Consider the following 17,018-nt stretch of genomic DNA (forward strand, 5'->3'; position numbering starts at 1 on the left):
TAAATTATTTTGCTGGGAGCGAGGCCGGCAAAAATCAGGCTACGATAAAATGTTGATTTGTAGTGCTACGTGGCCAATTAAATTTGATACATATTTGCTTAAGTTCCCACAAGGGAGTGAAATAGCACCACACACAGACAAAGTTGAATCTGGTAAACACTATCGATTGAATATAGTGCTTAAAAAAGCAGATTTGGGTGGTGAGTTTATTTGCAGTAATCCTATATTTGAAACAAAGCGAATTAAGCTTTTCCGCCCTGATGTAAGTGAGCATCAGGTATCAAAAGTCATAAAAGGTAATAGATATTTACTCAGCATTGGGTGGATAAAAAGGAGCTCTAAATGCTAGATTTAAGACCTAATTGTGAATGTTGTGATAAGAATCTACCTGCACAGTCCACAGAGGCTTTTATTTGTTCATTTGAATGCACGTTTTGTTTTGGCTGTGCTCAAACGCTGTTAAATAACGTGTGCCCAAACTGCTCAGGTAATTTGGTTCAGCGGCCAATTCGCCCTTTGGCTGCACTAAAAAATTACCCAGCATCGACTAAGCGGGTATTAAAAGAAAGTGGTTGTGCGCCAAACACATAAGAACATAAAGTATAGTAATTACATTTTCTGAATATGGAGAACTGATGAGAAAATCCTTTGAATTTACCGTTAAGTCAATCAAAGTTAAAATAATTAACGCTTGGTTTAGTGGTGCTAAATTATACGTGAATGGTGACTTACGAGATACTGACAAGACTTTGTTCGCCTTTAGGAATAATACTTTACTATCTGCAAATCTAGGTGAGTTGGGTATTCTTGAAATCAAGCCATTATCGGGGCTAATTACTGTTGAAATGGATGCATATTTGGTCAATGATAAAAATATTCAACATGTATATAGCTCACATAAACGCCTTAGCCTAAAAGAGCAAAGGGCAGCTCGATAAAACTACTCTAAATAACGTGTATTCCTGCGTTTTTCTGGGTTCAGTAACAACCTCCCAATGACTTTGAGGAGGTTTAAATTCCTAAGCATACCAAGTTGATCTATTTGGTTTACTCGATTACCTTAAAATCACTCACACTCTTTCACATAAAGTAAAAGCGCGCTGTACATTACACTGAGTGCCTTTGTTACATCGCTGTCGATAACCGCTTCTGCTGGGTGATGGCTTATACCGCCAGGGCTGCGTATAAACAACATGCCAACGGGGCAAATTGGAGCGATTGCCATTGCATCGTGCCCTGCGCCAGAGGCAAGTGAAGGCGATGCTTGGTTGTTGAGTTTACATGCGCTTGAAAACAAATGCTGAATAGTGGTGTCGCACGCAACGGCACCGGCGGAATGAGTCCATTGCCAATCGAGTGTTAAATTGCGTTTGCTTGCTATAGATTGAGCGCTGCTTTGTATGGCGCTTAGTAAGTTAGCGAGATCGGTGTCGCTTTGTGCGCGTGCATCTAGGCTTATGGTTGTTTTACCTGCAATCACGTTTGTAGCCCCTGGGCGAGATTGTATTTGCCCTACGGTGGCAACTTCGCCATTACTCGCGTTTTTTGCTAGCTGCTCTATGGCAAGAGTAAATTCGGCGCAGCCTGCTAACGAATCCTGCCTCAAGTTCATTGGCGTTGTACCCGCATGACCACTTTGCCCTGTTAGGGTAAGCATGGCGCGTTTTGCCCCTGCAATAGCCGTTACTACACCAAGCGCCTGATTAACCGATTCGAGCACAGGACCTTGCTCTATATGAGTTTCCCAGTAACCTAGTAACTCGCTTTTATTTAGTGCGGCTTTTGCGTAGTCGTTGGGATTTAAGCCAAAGTCGAGCATGGCTTGGCGCATAGTTATGCCGTTTGTGTCTTCAATGTTTAGCCACTGTGGGTCAAATTCGTTAGCGAGTGCTTTTGAGCCAATTAAAGTAGTGGCAAAGCGGGTACCTTCTTCATCGCAAAAGCCGACTACATCTAAATGAAAGGGCAGGTCGAGCTTTAGTTTATTTGCAAGCGCGGCTATTTCTATTCCCAGTAGTACACCTAAAATACCATCAAACGCTCCTGCGTTTGGTACTGTGTCGAGGTGTGACCCTATAATTAAACGTTTAGCATGTGGGTTTGATGATTTTAGTCGCCCCCAAAGGTTGCCCACTTCGTCTTGCCACGACTGCATGCCTGCCTCAACCATCCACGATGCAGTAACAGCGTTACACTCTTTGTGTTCTTTTGATAAGTACACGCGGTGAATACCATCTTGCATTTGCGATAGTGCGCTGAGGGTTTTACAGCGAGATAAAGCGCGTGTTGTGTATTCATCAGCAAGTTCTTTATCTAATAAAGGGCTGTGTTGTGGGCTTACAATCGTCATGCTAAATCCTTTTTTTATTTATAATGGGCAAGGGCGGCAATAGCGGCTTCGCCTTTAGGGCCTTTATAGCCGTTGGCATGTAAGCAGGCATCTAGGCTTGCCAATGTTTGTAATACGGCATCTTTACGGGCGTTGTAACCCATGGTGCCAATACGCCAAATTTTGCCATGAAGTGGTCCAAACGAGGTGCCAATTTCTATTCCAAAATCGGTTAACATTTGTCCGCGTACGTGATCGGCATTAATGCCCTCGGGTATATACACACCCAGTACGTTGTTCATTTTATGTGTTAAATCACCAAATACATTTAAGCCGAGCGCTTGAATACCCGTTAGCATGGCATCGCCATGTAATTTGTGGCGCGCTACGCAGTTATCCACGCCTTCTTCAATAACAATGCGAGCACATTCTGAGGCGCAGTACAGCATGCTGGTGGCTTCGGTATGATGGTTGAGGCGCTCTTCTCCCCAGTAATTCATGATCATGCCTAAATCAAAATAGTTAGAGCGCACAAAGGGCTCTGTGCCATCGGTATGATCGGCCGTGCGAATACCTGCCTCTACCTTTTTGCGTTTTTGGATCCAATCGGCGCATTTATCGCTTAGTGTTAATGGCGCAGACCCAGAAGGACCGCCTAAACATTTTTGCAGGCCAACCGAAAGTGCATCGAGTTTCCATTCATCGGCAGGAAGTTCGTTACCCACAATAGATGCGGTAGCATCACAATAAAATAGTACATCGTGCTTTTGGCAAATATCGCCAATATGCTCAAGAGGTTGGTTCATGGTGGTGGATGTATCGCCCTGTACCATAGCAAGTACATGGGGTTTTACATCAACAATGGCTTTTTCGATTTGCTCTGGCGTAAACACTTCGCCCCACGGTACTTCTATTGTGTGCACCTTTGCGCCAACGCGTTCTGCTATTTCAGCAAGTAGGTGGCCAAAGCGCCCCATAATTGGTACTAGTACTTTATCGCCTGGGCGTAAAATTGAGCATAATACGGCTTCAATCCCTGCGCGTGATGTGCCATCTATTAGCATGGTCCATTCGTTTTTGGTTTTAAAAATTTCGCGGTAACGTGCCATGGTTTCGTTCATAAAGCCGGTCATTACTGGGTCGTATTGGCCTATAAGCTGCGCCGACATAGCACGTAAAACACGAGGGTCGGCATTAATTGGGCCTGGTCCCATTAATAAACGCTGTGGTGGGTTTAAGGTTTGAACTTGCGTGTTATTAAACATATTTTAGGCTCCCAGAGTCTGAATAAGCATGCGTATGCCGGTTATCATTAATACAACGGCAAAGGCGCGTTTTAGTTGTTTTTGATCCAGCTTGCTACCAATTTTTACGCCAATAGGCGCAAATAAAATAGTCAGCGGAATAATAAGAAAAAAGGCAGGGAGGTTAACCAACCCCCACGTACCTAGGGGAGCATCGGTTGGCGTTGTGCCAATACTTAATAAGGTAATAACGCCAGGTAGCGCAATCAATAAACCAAAAACGGCCGCAGTACCTACTGCAACATGGGCACGTACATTAAATGCGTTGAGCATAGGTACGCCAATAGTGCCGCCGCCTATGCCAATCATTACCGACAAACCACCTACAATACTTGCCATAACGCCTTGACCAAATTTACCTGGCAGTTGTTTTACAAGCGCGGGAGCGCCGGCTCTAAATAGCATGTTTAAACTGACTAAAATAGCAATGCAGGCAAACATGAGCACTAATGCGTTACCGCGAACGGTATGAGCAATAATACTACCGACTACCGCCATAACTAATATAAACGGTGCCCAGTATTTTATTAGCGCAAGGTCAATATTGCCTTTGCTATGATGCGAGCGAATAGATGAAAGCGAAGTAGGTACTATGGTTGCAAGTGATGTAGCTGTGGCTATCATCATTGCCGACTCTGGGCTTACGCCAAAGCCTTGCAGTAAAAAATACAGCACAGGTACGATAACAATACCGCCGCCTACACCAAAAAGTCCTGCTAAAATGCCGGCAAAAATACCGGTTGCTATTAAGGCTACTACTATTGGCCATTGGTTTATTATTTCTGACATTGTGTTCCTGCTGTAGTTACGGTTGCACGTCCATCTGAACGAGGATCTGTTGCTGCTTCAAGGCTTGTAGGTGTATCTAAAATAGCCCCAGCGTGCCCCATCATTTCGTTATTATTATCAACGCTTACCCAATCGTGGTCACGTTGATTTAATTCATGTTCTATATGAAAAACTAACTCTTTTTCAATTTTTAAATTTGTACTTGTATCGCCCCATGTGCGTCCAAGCAACCAACGAGGGTCGCTAATTGCTTGCTCTATTGATTTATTTAGCCACGCGTAGCCTGCAAAAACAGCGGCTTGGGTTTGTGGTTGCCCTTCACCGCCCATTGTTCCGTAAGCAAGTCGGCGGCCATCGCTAAACTTTGCCATTGCTGGGTTAAGTGTATGTGCTGGCTTTTTGTTTGGCGCAAGGACATTAATATTGTTACTCGCAGCAATATCTTGATTGTTTAAACTAAAGCTTAAACCACGGTTATTCCACATAAAACCGCCTTCGCTCATTAATATTCCGCTGCCAAATTCCCAATAAATACTTTGAATAAAGCTGACTAATTGGCCGTTTTTATCTCTAGCTGCCATCCACACGGTATCGCCAGGCTCTGCGCTAAAAGGCCATTTTTTGGCTTTGGTCATATCAATATTGTTAGCAAGTTGGCTTAAGCGATCATCGGTTAGTGCGTTTTTATAATCGTCTCCTAATACTTCAGGGTCAGCCCAAAGAGTAGGGCGATGGGTAAAGCTTTGTTTGGTTGCCTCAACAATTAAATGCATCCAGTCGGCATCGGTTTTAGCTTTGTGTTTTAGTTTATTTACGGCACCAATTATTTGCAGTGAATGCACGCCTTGTGTTGGTGCGGGTAAGTTATAGCAATCAATACCTGATAAGTTTGCATTTAGCGCAGTAACGACCTCGGCTTTAGTATTTGCAATATCACTTACGGTAATTGAGCTACCTACTTTTGCTAAGTCGGCGGCAAATGAGTTAGCAAGTGCGCCTTCATAAAATGCGTTTAAACCTTGTTTTGCTAAGTGTTCAAATGTTGCTGCAAGTTTAGGGTTTTTAAAATGTTGACCTGCTTGCAAGGGTTTACCATTTGGTATGTAGAGGTTTTTAAACGCGTCATTGGTATTATTTGCAGCAGCTAGCTTTTCGCAGCCAGCTTGCAAGCTTTTTGTTACGGTAAAGCCCTCGCGAGCAAGTGAAATGGCAGGCGCTAAAATTTTTGACAGTGGCAGTGCTGCGTGTTCATCTAGCTCAAGGGCTTTTTGCCAACCGCGTATTGTACCCGCTTGAGTCAATGCGCTTAGTCCGCCGCGCTCTGGTATTTGTGTGAGCGTGTTATAAGCACTTGTATTACTTGCAGCTCGGCCGCAGGCGTCAATAGCAGTGGGCGTTTTTTGGTTTGGGTTATCGATAAGCCAAAAGCTGTCGCCACCAATTGAGTTCATATGGGGATACACTACGCTAATAGCTGCCGCTGCTGCTACCATAGCTTCAGTGGCTGTCCCGCCTTGTTTTAATATATTTATACCCGCCTCAGTGGCCGAAAAATGAGACGAGGTAAATGCAATGTTGTGTGTGGTCATGCCGGTGTGTCCTGTTTAAAGTGTGCAGCTAGGTGCTTAACGCAAGCAAGTAAGCTTTTATCGTTACCGTGGCTCATCATTAATGAAAAACCATACGGGTGATCATTTGTTAAATCAGCCAATGGTAAATGCACTTGCGCTGAGCCACTAAGGCCTGCAATTGCCGAAAGCGTAATAATTTGCATGCGTAAGGCGCTTGTGTCGGCGCCTAATTTAGGTGCAGTTGTAGGGGTGGTGGGTAAAAATAAGCAGCTGTGCTTGTTTAAGTTTTTAGCGACGACTGTTTGCCACTCGTGCTGTATTTTTAACGCCTCTTGTTCTTCTTGCTTGGTTAAAGCCAGTGCCATTTTAAAACGAGCCGTAATTGCTGGCGCAAAATGAGAAAGCTGATCTGGGAGTTCAATCCAATCTCGGTGCGTTTTAGCAATCGCACGACCTTGTAATATTCTAAAGGTATCGGCAAGCTCACTTAGTAAACCAACGTTGGGGAGCTTAAAATCGATATGATGATTAAAATAAGGTTTGGTTTTTTCTAAAAGATTACCCAGTGGTGCTTGTAAAGAGGGGTCAACAAGTTCAAAGAGTGCTTCGCAAATAACCAGCGTATTTACTTTATTAATAGGTTGTTGTGGTAATAATACATTGCCAACGCTGCTTAATAGCTCGGCGCTTTGGGTAAGCCAACCTATAGTATCAAAAGGCGGTGCCAACGGTATTAGGCCGTCTTTTTCAATCACGTTATGGCTTGGCCTTATACCAAATAAACCACAATAGCTGGCGGGTATTCTAATTGAGCCGCCAGTGTCGGTGCCTAAGCCAATATCGGCTAAGTTAGCAGCAACGGCTGCTGCCGAACCCATACTCGAACCGCCACTTGCATGACCGCTAAGTTTTGGGTTTTGTGCTGCACCATAGTGAATGTTATTTCCCTCTAAGCTATAAGCCAGTTCGTCTGTGTGGGTAAAGCCTATAAAGTTACAACCAGCGGTCATGAGCTTATTAACCGAGCTTGCCGTATTTTGAGCCGGTTTAGCCGTTTTAAACCAGTGTGGGTTGCCAGCGCTATTACGCTCGCCTTTTACTGCAAATACATCTTTTATTGCAAGACGCTTATTAATAAGCGTGCCTTGGTAATGTGTTTGCCATGCCTTAGGACCATGGTCACAAAAAATACCGGTCGTATTATTATTTTTGGTACTCATATCACCACTCGTTATAAAAAATCTGACCAAGCAGTTCAGATTTAGAGTGATTAAAAAGACGGATTAATTTTTATTATTTTTCAGCTCACTGCGTAACATCTTGTTTTTATTTTACAGAGCCTGATCCGCTTTTTAATCGGTTAGCTTATTACATTGTTTAAAACCTAAGCAAGAGGAATGCCATAAATTAAAATCCTGTCCAATTGGTCAGGATTTGGCGAGTTGTATGAGGTTAGTAAATATGGGCTGTAAAAATAGTGGTATTAAAATGAGCTAAAACAAACCAATTTGGTGCGCAGATGCACCACGTTGGTCTTTATTTATATGGTTTTGAGTGCTAAATAAGGGGCGTTTTACTGATGATTAAACCATTAATATCGGCGTAAACCCAATCGTTAGGTTCTAGGGTGGTGCTAAGCATGGTAACAGCTTGGTTTTTATCACCAAAGCCGCGCTTTAAGGTACTACGCGGTGTAGAGCCTAGCGCCATAACTGGTAAGTCCATAGTGGCAAGTATTTCTATATCTCGGCAACAGCCATTTATTATTACGCCTTCCCAGCCATTATTTAAGGCACGTTCAGCCATAATGTCGCCAATAAACGCAAAGCGTTTGCTCGCAAACCCGTTAATAACTAATACTTTACCTTCACCATCTTCATGCAATATATCGGCGGCAAAAGAGTTGTCTTCTGGGCAGGTAACGGTAACGACTTGACCGTAAAACGTGGTTTTTTTACCAAAGTGATGAAGGCCACTGTCGGCTACTTGTACGCTATCGCGATGATCGTCAAATAAATCGGGTGTAGTAAAGGGTGTCATGGGTTAAGTCTCACTTTGCTCAGGTATTTTAAGACCAATACCTTTTAAAATTATGTGGGCAATTGATTGCGTAATTTGTGCCACATCGGTTTTGTCGTACTCTAATTTGTTCATTACGAGTAAAACCTCAGCCTGAAAGTCGGCGTAATACTGCGTGGTAGACCAAATAGTAAAGAGCAAATGGTAGGGGTCAACCTTATCCATTTTATCTGCGTCCATCCATGCTTGAAGTACATCAACTTTTTGCTTAACCCAAGGGCGGGTATTGGTTCTAAAGTAGTTTTGTAAATAAGGGGCACCGCGCAGTATTTCGCTGGCAAATAAGCGAGATTGCATTGGCTGATTTACGGCGAGTATTACTTTACTTTTAATATAGTTATAAAGCACGGTAGCTGGATCGTCGTTAATTGTGACGTTATCGAGCCCTAAGTTCCAATTAGCTATTATGCGGTCTATCACAGACTCGTACAGACCATCTTTACTTTTAAAGTAATACAAAATATTAGCTTTTGGCACCTGCGCTTCTTTAGCAACCATGCTCATACTTGCTCCGTCGTAACCTAATTGCGAAAACAATTGCTCGGCGGCATCTAAAATTAGTTTTTGGTTTTTTTCGCGTGTTACTTCTTTTTTATTTGGTTTTATTTGTGTGGTCATTGTTGAGTTTGCGTGTTTAACGTATTGATTGATTGTAGCTTTACTGACCAAAAGGTCAATTACTAAAAAGTGTGAATGTAAAAAACAGGGGAAAAGGTTTAAGCTATTAACTTTAGGGTCTGTTGATCTTTGCGGATTAAAATTTGTTCAAACTAGGGGCTATTTAATCGCGGCGCGAGATTTGTAACCTAGTGGGCTAAGTAAAAACCGAGCAACAAAGAGTAAGTAGTCCCTAGGAAGAACCCTTTGGGCAGCGCCTGTTTGGCATTAATGCTACGTTATCGCCCATTTATGGGGAATTACCACACTATATAGGCTCTGCCTTGCCTAAATACCAAACAGACTGCTGCAAATTTAACCTTGAAAGATCAACAGACCCTAATTGTTTAATTAAATAATTACTGTTAGTTTAGTTTCAAATTTACGAGTAGTACTTTTGGATTGGCAAATGGAGTTTTTAAGCAAAAATAAATACACGCTTTATGGAGTTGCTGCAATATTACTGTGGAGTTGCTTAGTGGCATTACTACGGGATATTTCTGAGTTGTTTAGCCCCATTGGTGGTGCTGCGGCTATGTACTCTGTCAGTGCGATATTTTTAATTTTGGTCATGGGAGTGCCTAAGTTTAGTGGGTTTTCAAAACGCTACCTGGTAGTAGGTACTTTATTATTTGTATCGTACGAAATTTGCTTAGCGCTTTCTATTGGTATGGCAAATAGCCGTCATCAGGCAATGGAAATGGCGGTTATTAATTATTTGTGGCCCACGCTTACTATATTGCTCTCTATTATTATTGGTCGCAAAAAAGTAAGTTATTGGGTGTACCCAAGCATGATTATTGCTTTTTTAGGCGTTGCTTGGTGTATTACGGGCGATCAAGAAATGTCACTCGATACGCTTGTCGCTAACTTTGCTGATAATCCTGCTACTTATTTAATGGCATTAACTGCAGCGTTTATATGGGCTATTTATTGCGTAGTTACGCAAAAGCTGAGTAATGGTAAAAATGCTATTACGTTATTCTTTACTGTTACGGCAATGAGTTTATGGGCGCAATATGCTTTTAGTAATGAAGCGCCATTAACGTTTTCACTCAGCTCAAACATAACATTGCTATTAGCAGGAGTAGTGGTAGGGAGCGGGTATGCACTGTGGAACCAAGCTATTATTGGCGGTAACTTAATGCTGCTTGGCACGCTTTCGTACTTTACACCGGTGTTTTCTACTATTATTTCAGCGCTGTATTTATCTATTACGCTGAGTGCTTCGTTTTGGCAAGGAGTTGTACTGGTAACCGTGGGCTCGCTAATTTGCTACTTTGTAACGCGAGAAAAGTCTGTTACAGGGCCAGCAAAAACACTAAGCTAAATTATATTTATATGTAACTCGATTAATGAGGCGTGCTATACGCCTCATTAAGTTTGTGGCAACTATGCAGGCATAACGGCATAGCTTGCTGATTTGTATCTAACTTTTTTTGCACAATAATAAAATATTAACGCAAATACTGCAGCGCTAATATCAACAATACCGCTTTGATAATATTTAAAAAAATCATCAGCTAATAAAGCCTGTACAAGTGTTGAAACTCCCATACCAGCAGATAAAAATGCAATGCCGATTAAGCCCCAATAGCTAGCGTGGTGGGTTCCTTTAAAAAAGGTATAAGCAACAAAAACAAAAAATACCAAATAGTAACTATAAAGGTAACTGTAATTTGCGTTCTCTATATATAGGTTTGTCCATTTAGCTTGTAATAACGTGGTAACCACGGCAATTATTGAACCTACACACACACCAATTGTTAAATTTGCCATAAATCGTGTGCTTCGTTTGTTTGGATCTTTTTTAAAGCGTTTGTCTAACCACAATAAGTTACCAGAATAAAATAAGAATGCGCCAAGCAGTCCCATAATAAAATACCCCCAACGCCCCCATTCACCTCCATAAGTACCAAAGTGAAGTGAAAAGAAACTTCCTACTATATTACCCCAAATACCCTCATCTCCTTGCGGATAGCTTGAGTTAAGTACTTCTAATGTATAAGGATGTAAAAATAAGTAGTCAGTATCAGGTCCGCGAACAACGGCGCTGCTATTACTCATTTTTAATGTTGCTGTTGGACTGTTTGTGTTTAAACGATTAAACGCAATATGAATTGGCTCATAGCCAGGGGCGTAGTTTTTTGCTGCTAGGAGCTGTTTATCTATACTTGGTAAATTTGCAATATGATAATTATGTGCTGCTGGGGCAGGGCGTTGAAAAAAGGATTTATCGTCATAAGATGCTGATAGACCATCATAAATTAGGTCATGAAATGCAAACACAACAACAGTAAACGCTATAATTAAATGAAAAGGCAGGCTGGCGATCCCAACTAAATTATGGCTGTCGAGCCAAAAACGACTAGCGCCTTTTTCTTTTCGTATTGCAAAAAACGTTTTTATAAGCGTAGGTAGTAAAATAATTACGCCAGACACCAATGCTAAAAAGTACAGCGCAGATGCTATACCGAGTATATACACCCCTGATTGGTCGTGACCAATCTCGCCTGCAAACCCTGCAGTTCGATGCAAATAATCTATTAAATCTGCAAGTTTATTCTCACTTTGTTGCTGTATAACCAGATTATTTTGCTGGTTTATATGTAGCGCCTGTAATTGGTTATCAAGTGCCATACCGCGCTCTTTTCCTTGGCTGTACCAAGAGAGCGGTGCTTGATCTGTTAGTAAGTCAATAGAAAAACCATTGCCCATTTGCTCAGGGTACTTAACTATTGCTTGGTCAACTAATGTTTGGTAATTGTTAGTGTATGGTTTAGTCACTGGTGCACTGACGGGTTTTGCCCACTGTGCTAATTCGTGTTTATACATGGTTAAACTACCAGCATAAAACCCTATAAAAAGGACTAAGCCTGTGATTATTCCTGTCCATGTATGCACACCTTGATAGGTGCGCAAAATATCGGCTCTAACTCTCATAGCCAAGTCCTTAAAATTATAAATAAACTATATAGCGTTACATTTAAGCCCCCAAGCGTCAGCCAAGCTTTTTTTGGCGAGCTAAACAGGTATGTGAAGCTAAAAATGGTTAACCATAGAAGAGGGATTATCCACATATTAAATTGCACTTTATCAGGCGCATCTATGCCTCCCGCTCCATACCATGCAAAGAAAGCAACGAGAATAAACGCTAGTGCGAGCCCTAAAAAACAACCCGCCAAACTTTTTCCAAGCCAAGTTGGTTTTATTTTTTGCCTTTGTGCAGATGACATTATTTAACTTCCTTGCGTTTAATTAGGCTGACGAGCGGAATTATTATTAAAGCGAGCATTATCATTAAAATGATAAAAAATACGGCTGCCGCATTAGAAAAAGCATATAAGGCTAATGGTATTGCAATAACAAAAAGGATAAATGCGAGCTTGCGCCAGCTTTTATTAATGGGTTTGCTTAGTAATCGTTGGTGGCGGTTACTAAGATAAAACAGGGATGTAGCAGTAAATAAAACAAGAGAAAGGGTAAGTTGCAACATAAATAAAAACACTTGTTAATAATATTGCCATTCTAAATGATAATTAAACTCAATTGCAACAAGTGCATGTTTGTGCTATTTTTCCGAAAAATCAAATAACCATCCATAAAAGGGAATAATAGCGGTGCGGTCATTCAAACTAAATAAGCTTTCACTAATCATTACAGGCTCTTTTCTGCTATCTCAAAGCAATGCATTTGCTGATGAAACAAGTCGTGAATCAATAGATACAATTACTGTAACAGGCGAAAAAATCGAAAGGTCACTCAAGGATACGATTACATCGGTTGCAGTTGTAGATAGTTCGTTATTAGAAAATGGGCAACTAGGCTCTGTTTCTGAAGCCTTGGCAGAAATGGCAAATGTGGTGGTACTTACTGGCGCTGTGCCAGATATGCGCGGTGTGTCGGGTAATGGTGGTGCAACTGGGTTTAACTCATTTAGTGGTGGCTCAAAAGCGCGAGTATCAACACTTGTTGATGGGGTTAGTCAGCCATTTGTTGCTGATTTAACTGGTGATACCGGTTTATGGGATATAGAGCAAATAGCGGTATACCGTGGACCGCAGTCAACAAGTAATGGGCGTAATAGTATTGGTGGTGCTGTTTATATGACAACTAAAGCGCCAACACAAGATTTTGAAGGTGCTGTACGCGTTGGTTATAAAAATCAAGACAGCTACCTTGATACAGCGGCCGTTGTTTCGGGGGCATTAGTTGAAGACGTATTAGCATTTCGCTTATCTACTCAATATGTAAACGGTGAAACCTTTAGTAATCCAACGGTATATGAAACCAATCCAACAGATAAGAACTTAAATAACCTTAATACCAGCAGTACGCGAGCAAAATTACTGTATACCCCAACAACAGATTTAGCTTTACAGCTGACTTACTCAACGTATAGCGAAGAAGGTAATACGGGTCGTAAGTATTATGAAGGTGATAAACCGTTTGATTATGTGCCTTTATTTCAGCGTGACATGGATACCCAGTCAGACACGACTCAGGTAAATATTGATTATAAAATTAATGATAACTTTTCGTTCGATATATTACTTGCTTATATGGATTATGAATGGGGCTACGAGGCTTATGAAGCACTGGCAAGCGCTGAGTCTGATATTTCTATGGATGAAAAAAATATCACCATTGATAGCAAGTTAAACTTTGGCTTAAATAGTGAATTTTATTCAGGCTTTGTTGGTATTGCTTACTTTGACCGTGACCAAGACTTTAAAAGCGTTGGTGCAACCAATTATTTTGGTGACGATAGTAGTGACTCTAAAGCAATTTATGGCGAAACCAGCTTTAAGTTAACTAATGAGCTTACTTTAACCGCTGGGCTTAGAATTGAGCGTGAAGAACAACTTCGTAATTTTGACATGGCTTTTGGTGGCAGTAGATTAGTTGAGCAGCTAGACAATTCTAATACTATAAAGCTACCGACCTTAGCTATTCAATATAAAATTAACAATGATACGACCCTATCTGCAAGTGCTCGTCGTGGTTATAACGCTGGTGGTGGTGCTTTGAATTTTACCGCGCAAGAATATTATTACTACGATCAAGAATCAGTAAATACGTACGAGTTGGGCTCGCGTAGCGTACTAAATAATGGTGATTTAAATATTAGTGCTAATATTTTTTACAATAATTTTGATGGTTATCAAGCATTAAGTTCTGATAGGAAAATTACTAATATTGATGACGCACATAGCTATGGTTTAGAGCTTGAAGCATATAGCATGTTAGGCGAGCAATGGCAGTTACACGCAGGGCTGGGTTTATTAAAAACTAAAATAGATGAATCAAATACTTATTCTGATGCAGTGGGCAATGAATTAAATTCAGCACCAGAACTGACTGCAAGTTTAGGGGTATCGCATTGGTTTACAGATACCTTAAAGCTAAATGTGAGCGCTAATTATGTAGACGAGTACTATGGTGATTTAACTAACACTGAGGAGCATGTTGCTGGTGGTTATACAATTACGCGTGCAACAATAAGCTACAACAGCGATGATTGGTTAATGAGTGCTTATATTAATAATGCATTAGATGAAGAAGCATTTACGTCGGTAGAGCCTGCAAGCGGGCGTTATCCAACAGGTTATGTTGCTGTTGTTAACCCACAAACATTAGGTGCTTCAGTAACGTATCGTTTTTAACGTGCTTCTAAAATAATGAATTGGAAATTGTAACGCTACCTTTTAAAGGTAAAATAATTTAAAGCCCTAAAGCATTAGGGCTTTTCAATAAAGGGGGAGCTTTAACCGAGCTTAAATTAAATAATGTCGCGCACTTGTTGTTTAAATGACTTGCCAATTTTAACTGACACGCCTGATGCTAGTTGAACGCTTTCATTACTTAACGCAACAACTTTATTTTTGTTAATAACGTAAGATTTGTGGACTTGAATAAATGAAGTATCAAGCTCTTGCAATACGTATTTGAGAGTACTGCTTGCAAGTAATGCTTTTTCACCTTGCCATACTTTTACATAATTTCCATAAGCCTCAAACATGTCTATATCGCCTAATTGAATTTTATGTTTTTCACGATCGATTTTAAGGGTAATAGTCAGAGGTGCCTTGGGATTTAGCGTTATGTGTTTTCTTTTTTTCCGTACTTTATTGAGTGCTTGTTCAAGGCGCTGCGCAGAGACTGGTTTTAGTAGGTAGTCAGTTACGTCAAGTTCAAAACCGGCTAAAGCATATTCTTGATACGCACTAATAATAATCACTTGTGGTCGATTCGCGAGCACTTTTAGTAATGCAATGCCTGATAGTTCGGGCATGTTTATGTCTAAAAATAACAAATCAATAGATGATGTGGCTAAAGCACATAATGCATCTTTAGCGTTAAGGTATTGTCCGCTTACATTAATATCTTTATGGGCACTTAAATGATGCAGTATAACGTCATGCGCGAGCGGCTCGTCATCAACAATTATTGTGTTTAGCATGCAGCCAGCTCCAATTTAAGTGTGGTTTGCCAAAGGTTTTTATTTTCATTAATAATTAATGTGTGCTTATTTGGATATAAAAGAGTTAACCTACGGCGTAAATTGTTAAGTCCCATCCCATGCTCTGAATTGTTATTAGGTAGAATAGGGTTAGAGGAAAATAGCGTTAGTATGTTATCGGCCATGGTGATTTTAAACACAACCGTTACTTTTTGTGAGGTGGGCTCTACACCATGCTTTATCGCGTTTTCTAAAATCATTATTAACAGTAGTGGCGAAATTAAATAGTGTTGTTGATATTCAGGCCATTGCACATCAAAGTTGCAGCGCTCAGCACTTCGTAAATGCTGCAATGCAATAAAACCTTTTAAGTAATTAATTTCTTTTTCTAAACTCACCTGTGCTTTTTGGCCTTCATAAACACTGTAACGCAGTAAGTTAGCTAATTGCATAACAAGATCTGGTGCATTATCTGCTTTTTTTAATGTCAGTGCATAAAGGTTGTTTAATGTATTAAATAAAAAATGAGGGTTAATTTGCTGTTGAAGTAGCTTTAGCTCTGTTTTTGTTTGTTGTTGGGCAATGTTGCTAATTTGAACGTGTTGTTGCTGTCGTTCAAACGCTAAAATAATCGGTGTGCTTATAGCCAAAAACAAAAATACGAACTGATAATTTTCAGGGCTAAAAATATTATTATTACCGCCAGGTGTTAAGTTAGCAATGCCTGAGGGTAAATCGTTAATAGGTAACAGTAGCAAGCACGATGTTAATACAGGTGTAAGTGCAACGAGGCTTATTAAACTTGCAAACAAAAACATCAGTACACCATGATAGGTTAATACATAGCGTATTAATAAATATCTATTTAATAAATACACTCCATATACTAATCCGGCACAAACAGTAATTTGCCAAAGATAACCCAAAAAAGTATCAAACTGTGTGAATACTTTATAAACGTCAATAACAGGCTCAATAGGCTGGTTTAACATAGGATCAGTGTGCGTATTGAGTATGCTTGATGTAACTATTGCCCAACCTAAAAGTATTATAAACATGACTGTATCAAGTGAAAACAAGGATTTAAGCCATTTATTACTCAACACATTGTTATTTTTATTAGTGCGTTTAGTAATAAGCCATATACCACTTGCAGATGCGCACAGTGTCCAACATTGTGCATCAAGGTGTTGCCATTGCGAAAAGTTAAGAAGCTGGTTATTAAATACTAGCAAGAGAGATGGATAGGCTAAAAAGCCTAACAGCCAAACTATGATTGCGGGTGTAAGTAATAAACGATATGCAAACGCATGGGCAATAAAAAAGGGAATACACTGTAAAAAAAGTTGAATATTAATAGCCAGATATTGGCTCGTTGAATCCATATGTGATGACAAAAAGCGTATATGAGAGTCGAGCATAATAGCAGCTATTAGCGGTAAAAAAATTATTAGCTGGGTAATGCTAAAGCGTTGCCATATTGGTGTATTGGCTTGCTGCATATGTGACTCCGTTTTTATTATAGTTTCTGAGCAGATACGCTTAGATAAAATTGTCTTTTTATTTTAAACATTACCTTTGCACAATTCACTACGCTGAGCGCGCTATATTATCCATAAAATTGTTTCAATCATAATTTATTTTTAAAATAGTTATTTTATTTCATAGGGTTAGTAACCGTTTTAAGCATACTAGGCGGTTTATTTAAATGATGAAAGGTCATATTTAAATGACCAACGTTACTTTTTTATGTTCATCATTTATTTCAATACGTTAACCATTGTTTTCTCGCTTGTATTGACTTGCTTTCTTAAGCTGGTGTTATA

General features: G+C 40.3%; 16 protein-coding genes. 5 read left to right on the plus strand and 11 right to left on the minus strand.

All coding sequences use genetic code 11. From position 1 onward, the window contains the following. The first annotated feature begins 49 nt into the window (after nucleotides 1–49). Genes WNY98_RS04450 through WNY98_RS04460 form a run of 3 tightly spaced genes read left to right on the plus strand, consistent with a single transcriptional unit; the run spans nucleotide 50 to nucleotide 938 of the window. On the plus strand, nucleotides 50–349 hold the full coding sequence (locus tag WNY98_RS04450) for a 2OG-Fe(II) oxygenase (protein WP_342877283.1): 300 nt from the start codon (nucleotides 50–52) through the stop codon (nucleotides 347–349). After that, nucleotides 343–591, plus strand: coding sequence for a DUF1272 domain-containing protein (locus WNY98_RS04455; protein ID WP_170071260.1), 249 nt, complete (start codon nucleotides 343–345; stop codon nucleotides 589–591). The genes WNY98_RS04450 and WNY98_RS04455 overlap by 7 nt, the downstream gene beginning before the upstream one ends. A gap of 44 nt (nucleotides 592–635) precedes the next feature. Next, nucleotides 636–938 (plus strand): hypothetical protein, encoded by a 303-nt coding sequence (locus WNY98_RS04460; protein ID WP_024599980.1) that lies wholly within the window; start codon nucleotides 636–638, stop codon nucleotides 936–938. A gap of 128 nt (nucleotides 939–1,066) precedes the next feature. Here WNY98_RS04460 and WNY98_RS04465 read toward each other — a convergent pair whose 3' ends face one another. The 7 genes from WNY98_RS04465 to WNY98_RS04495 form a co-directional block, all read right to left on the minus strand. After that, nucleotides 1,067–2,350 (minus strand): allantoate amidohydrolase, encoded by a 1,284-nt coding sequence (locus WNY98_RS04465; RefSeq protein WP_342877246.1) that lies wholly within the window; start codon nucleotides 2,348–2,350, stop codon nucleotides 1,067–1,069. Between the two features lie 14 nt (nucleotides 2,351–2,364). Further along, nucleotides 2,365–3,594: an alanine--glyoxylate aminotransferase family protein gene (locus WNY98_RS04470; RefSeq protein WP_182736717.1), complete on the minus strand. Its 1,230-nt coding sequence runs from the start codon at nucleotides 3,592–3,594 to the stop codon at nucleotides 2,365–2,367. 3 nt (nucleotides 3,595–3,597) lie between these two features. Then, complete coding sequence (locus WNY98_RS04475) at nucleotides 3,598–4,422, minus strand: sulfite exporter TauE/SafE family protein (RefSeq protein WP_342877247.1); 825 nt, start codon at nucleotides 4,420–4,422, stop codon at nucleotides 3,598–3,600. Continuing rightward, complete coding sequence (locus tag WNY98_RS04480; protein WP_342877248.1) at nucleotides 4,410–6,011, minus strand: gamma-glutamyltransferase; 1,602 nt, start codon at nucleotides 6,009–6,011, stop codon at nucleotides 4,410–4,412. The genes WNY98_RS04475 and WNY98_RS04480 overlap by 13 nt, the downstream gene beginning before the upstream one ends. Next, on the minus strand, nucleotides 6,008–7,213 hold the full coding sequence (locus WNY98_RS04485) for an amidase family protein (protein WP_342877249.1): 1,206 nt from the start codon (nucleotides 7,211–7,213) through the stop codon (nucleotides 6,008–6,010). The genes WNY98_RS04480 and WNY98_RS04485 overlap by 4 nt, the downstream gene beginning before the upstream one ends. Nucleotides 7,214–7,550: 337 nt before the next feature. Then, nucleotides 7,551–8,033: a putative 4-hydroxy-4-methyl-2-oxoglutarate aldolase gene (locus WNY98_RS04490; RefSeq protein WP_342877250.1), complete on the minus strand. Its 483-nt coding sequence runs from the start codon at nucleotides 8,031–8,033 to the stop codon at nucleotides 7,551–7,553. Nucleotides 8,034–8,036: 3 nt separating this feature from the next. Then, a complete protein-coding gene (locus WNY98_RS04495; protein ID WP_024597735.1) occupies nucleotides 8,037–8,690 on the minus strand; it encodes a TetR/AcrR family transcriptional regulator in 654 nt (217 codons plus the stop codon). 448 nt (nucleotides 8,691–9,138) lie between these two features. Between WNY98_RS04495 and yddG the strand changes: the two genes are divergently transcribed. After that, a complete protein-coding gene (gene yddG, locus WNY98_RS04500) occupies nucleotides 9,139–10,059 on the plus strand; it encodes an aromatic amino acid DMT transporter YddG (RefSeq protein WP_342877251.1) in 921 nt (306 codons plus the stop codon). A gap of 62 nt (nucleotides 10,060–10,121) precedes the next feature. Here yddG and WNY98_RS04505 read toward each other — a convergent pair whose 3' ends face one another. Both WNY98_RS04505 and WNY98_RS04510 read right to left on the minus strand, forming a co-directional pair. Continuing rightward, the gene (locus tag WNY98_RS04505) at nucleotides 10,122–11,672 is read right to left on the minus strand and encodes a PepSY-associated TM helix domain-containing protein (RefSeq protein WP_342877252.1); all 1,551 of its coding nucleotides are present in this window, start codon (nucleotides 11,670–11,672) and stop codon (nucleotides 10,122–10,124) included. Further along, on the minus strand, nucleotides 11,669–11,965 hold the full coding sequence (locus WNY98_RS04510; protein ID WP_342877253.1) for a hypothetical protein: 297 nt from the start codon (nucleotides 11,963–11,965) through the stop codon (nucleotides 11,669–11,671). The genes WNY98_RS04505 and WNY98_RS04510 overlap by 4 nt, the downstream gene beginning before the upstream one ends. Before the next feature lie 378 nt (nucleotides 11,966–12,343). On the opposite strand from WNY98_RS04510, the gene WNY98_RS04515 reads away from it, so the two are divergent. Continuing rightward, nucleotides 12,344–14,395, plus strand: a complete 2,052-nt coding sequence (locus WNY98_RS04515; protein ID WP_342877284.1) for a TonB-dependent receptor — start codon at nucleotides 12,344–12,346, stop codon at nucleotides 14,393–14,395. Between the two features lie 116 nt (nucleotides 14,396–14,511). On the opposite strand, the gene WNY98_RS04520 is transcribed toward WNY98_RS04515, so the two are convergent. Continuing rightward, nucleotides 14,512–15,192 (minus strand): LytTR family DNA-binding domain-containing protein, encoded by a 681-nt coding sequence (locus WNY98_RS04520; RefSeq protein ID WP_342877254.1) that lies wholly within the window; start codon nucleotides 15,190–15,192, stop codon nucleotides 14,512–14,514. Next, nucleotides 15,186–16,694, minus strand: coding sequence for a histidine kinase (locus WNY98_RS04525; protein ID WP_342877255.1), 1,509 nt, complete (start codon nucleotides 16,692–16,694; stop codon nucleotides 15,186–15,188). The genes WNY98_RS04520 and WNY98_RS04525 overlap by 7 nt, the downstream gene beginning before the upstream one ends. Nucleotides 16,695–17,018: the final 324 nt, after the last annotated feature.

This window comes from Pseudoalteromonas sp. AS71 (assembly GCF_038900275.1).
In the GTDB taxonomy this organism is placed as follows: domain Bacteria; phylum Pseudomonadota; class Gammaproteobacteria; order Enterobacterales; family Alteromonadaceae; genus Pseudoalteromonas.

What these genes read in the sequence shown, in the direction of transcription:
- WNY98_RS04450 (WP_342877283.1), top strand. Translation starts at nt 50, where the DNA reads ATGTTGATTTGTAGTGCTACGTGGCCAATTAAATTTGATACATATTTG.
- WNY98_RS04475 (WP_342877247.1), bottom strand. Translation starts at nt 4,422, where the DNA reads ATGTCAGAAATAATAAACCAATGGCCAATAGTAGTAGCCTTAATAGCA.
- WNY98_RS04505 (WP_342877252.1), bottom strand. Translation starts at nt 11,672, where the DNA reads ATGAGAGTTAGAGCCGATATTTTGCGCACCTATCAAGGTGTGCATACA.
- WNY98_RS04490 (WP_342877250.1), bottom strand. Translation starts at nt 8,033, where the DNA reads ATGACACCCTTTACTACACCCGATTTATTTGACGATCATCGCGATAGC.
- WNY98_RS04460 (WP_024599980.1), top strand. Translation starts at nt 636, where the DNA reads ATGAGAAAATCCTTTGAATTTACCGTTAAGTCAATCAAAGTTAAAATA.
- WNY98_RS04465 (WP_342877246.1), bottom strand. Translation starts at nt 2,350, where the DNA reads ATGACGATTGTAAGCCCACAACACAGCCCTTTATTAGATAAAGAACTT.
- WNY98_RS04495 (WP_024597735.1), bottom strand. Translation starts at nt 8,690, where the DNA reads ATGACCACACAAATAAAACCAAATAAAAAAGAAGTAACACGCGAAAAA.
- WNY98_RS04470 (WP_182736717.1), bottom strand. Translation starts at nt 3,594, where the DNA reads ATGTTTAATAACACGCAAGTTCAAACCTTAAACCCACCACAGCGTTTA.
- WNY98_RS04525 (WP_342877255.1), bottom strand. Translation starts at nt 16,694, where the DNA reads ATGCAGCAAGCCAATACACCAATATGGCAACGCTTTAGCATTACCCAG.
- WNY98_RS04485 (WP_342877249.1), bottom strand. Translation starts at nt 7,213, where the DNA reads ATGAGTACCAAAAATAATAATACGACCGGTATTTTTTGTGACCATGGT.
- WNY98_RS04455 (WP_170071260.1), top strand. Translation starts at nt 343, where the DNA reads ATGCTAGATTTAAGACCTAATTGTGAATGTTGTGATAAGAATCTACCT.
- yddG (WP_342877251.1), top strand. Translation starts at nt 9,139, where the DNA reads ATGGAGTTTTTAAGCAAAAATAAATACACGCTTTATGGAGTTGCTGCA.
- WNY98_RS04520 (WP_342877254.1), bottom strand. Translation starts at nt 15,192, where the DNA reads ATGCTAAACACAATAATTGTTGATGACGAGCCGCTCGCGCATGACGTT.
- WNY98_RS04510 (WP_342877253.1), bottom strand. Translation starts at nt 11,965, where the DNA reads ATGTCATCTGCACAAAGGCAAAAAATAAAACCAACTTGGCTTGGAAAA.
- WNY98_RS04480 (WP_342877248.1), bottom strand. Translation starts at nt 6,011, where the DNA reads ATGACCACACACAACATTGCATTTACCTCGTCTCATTTTTCGGCCACT.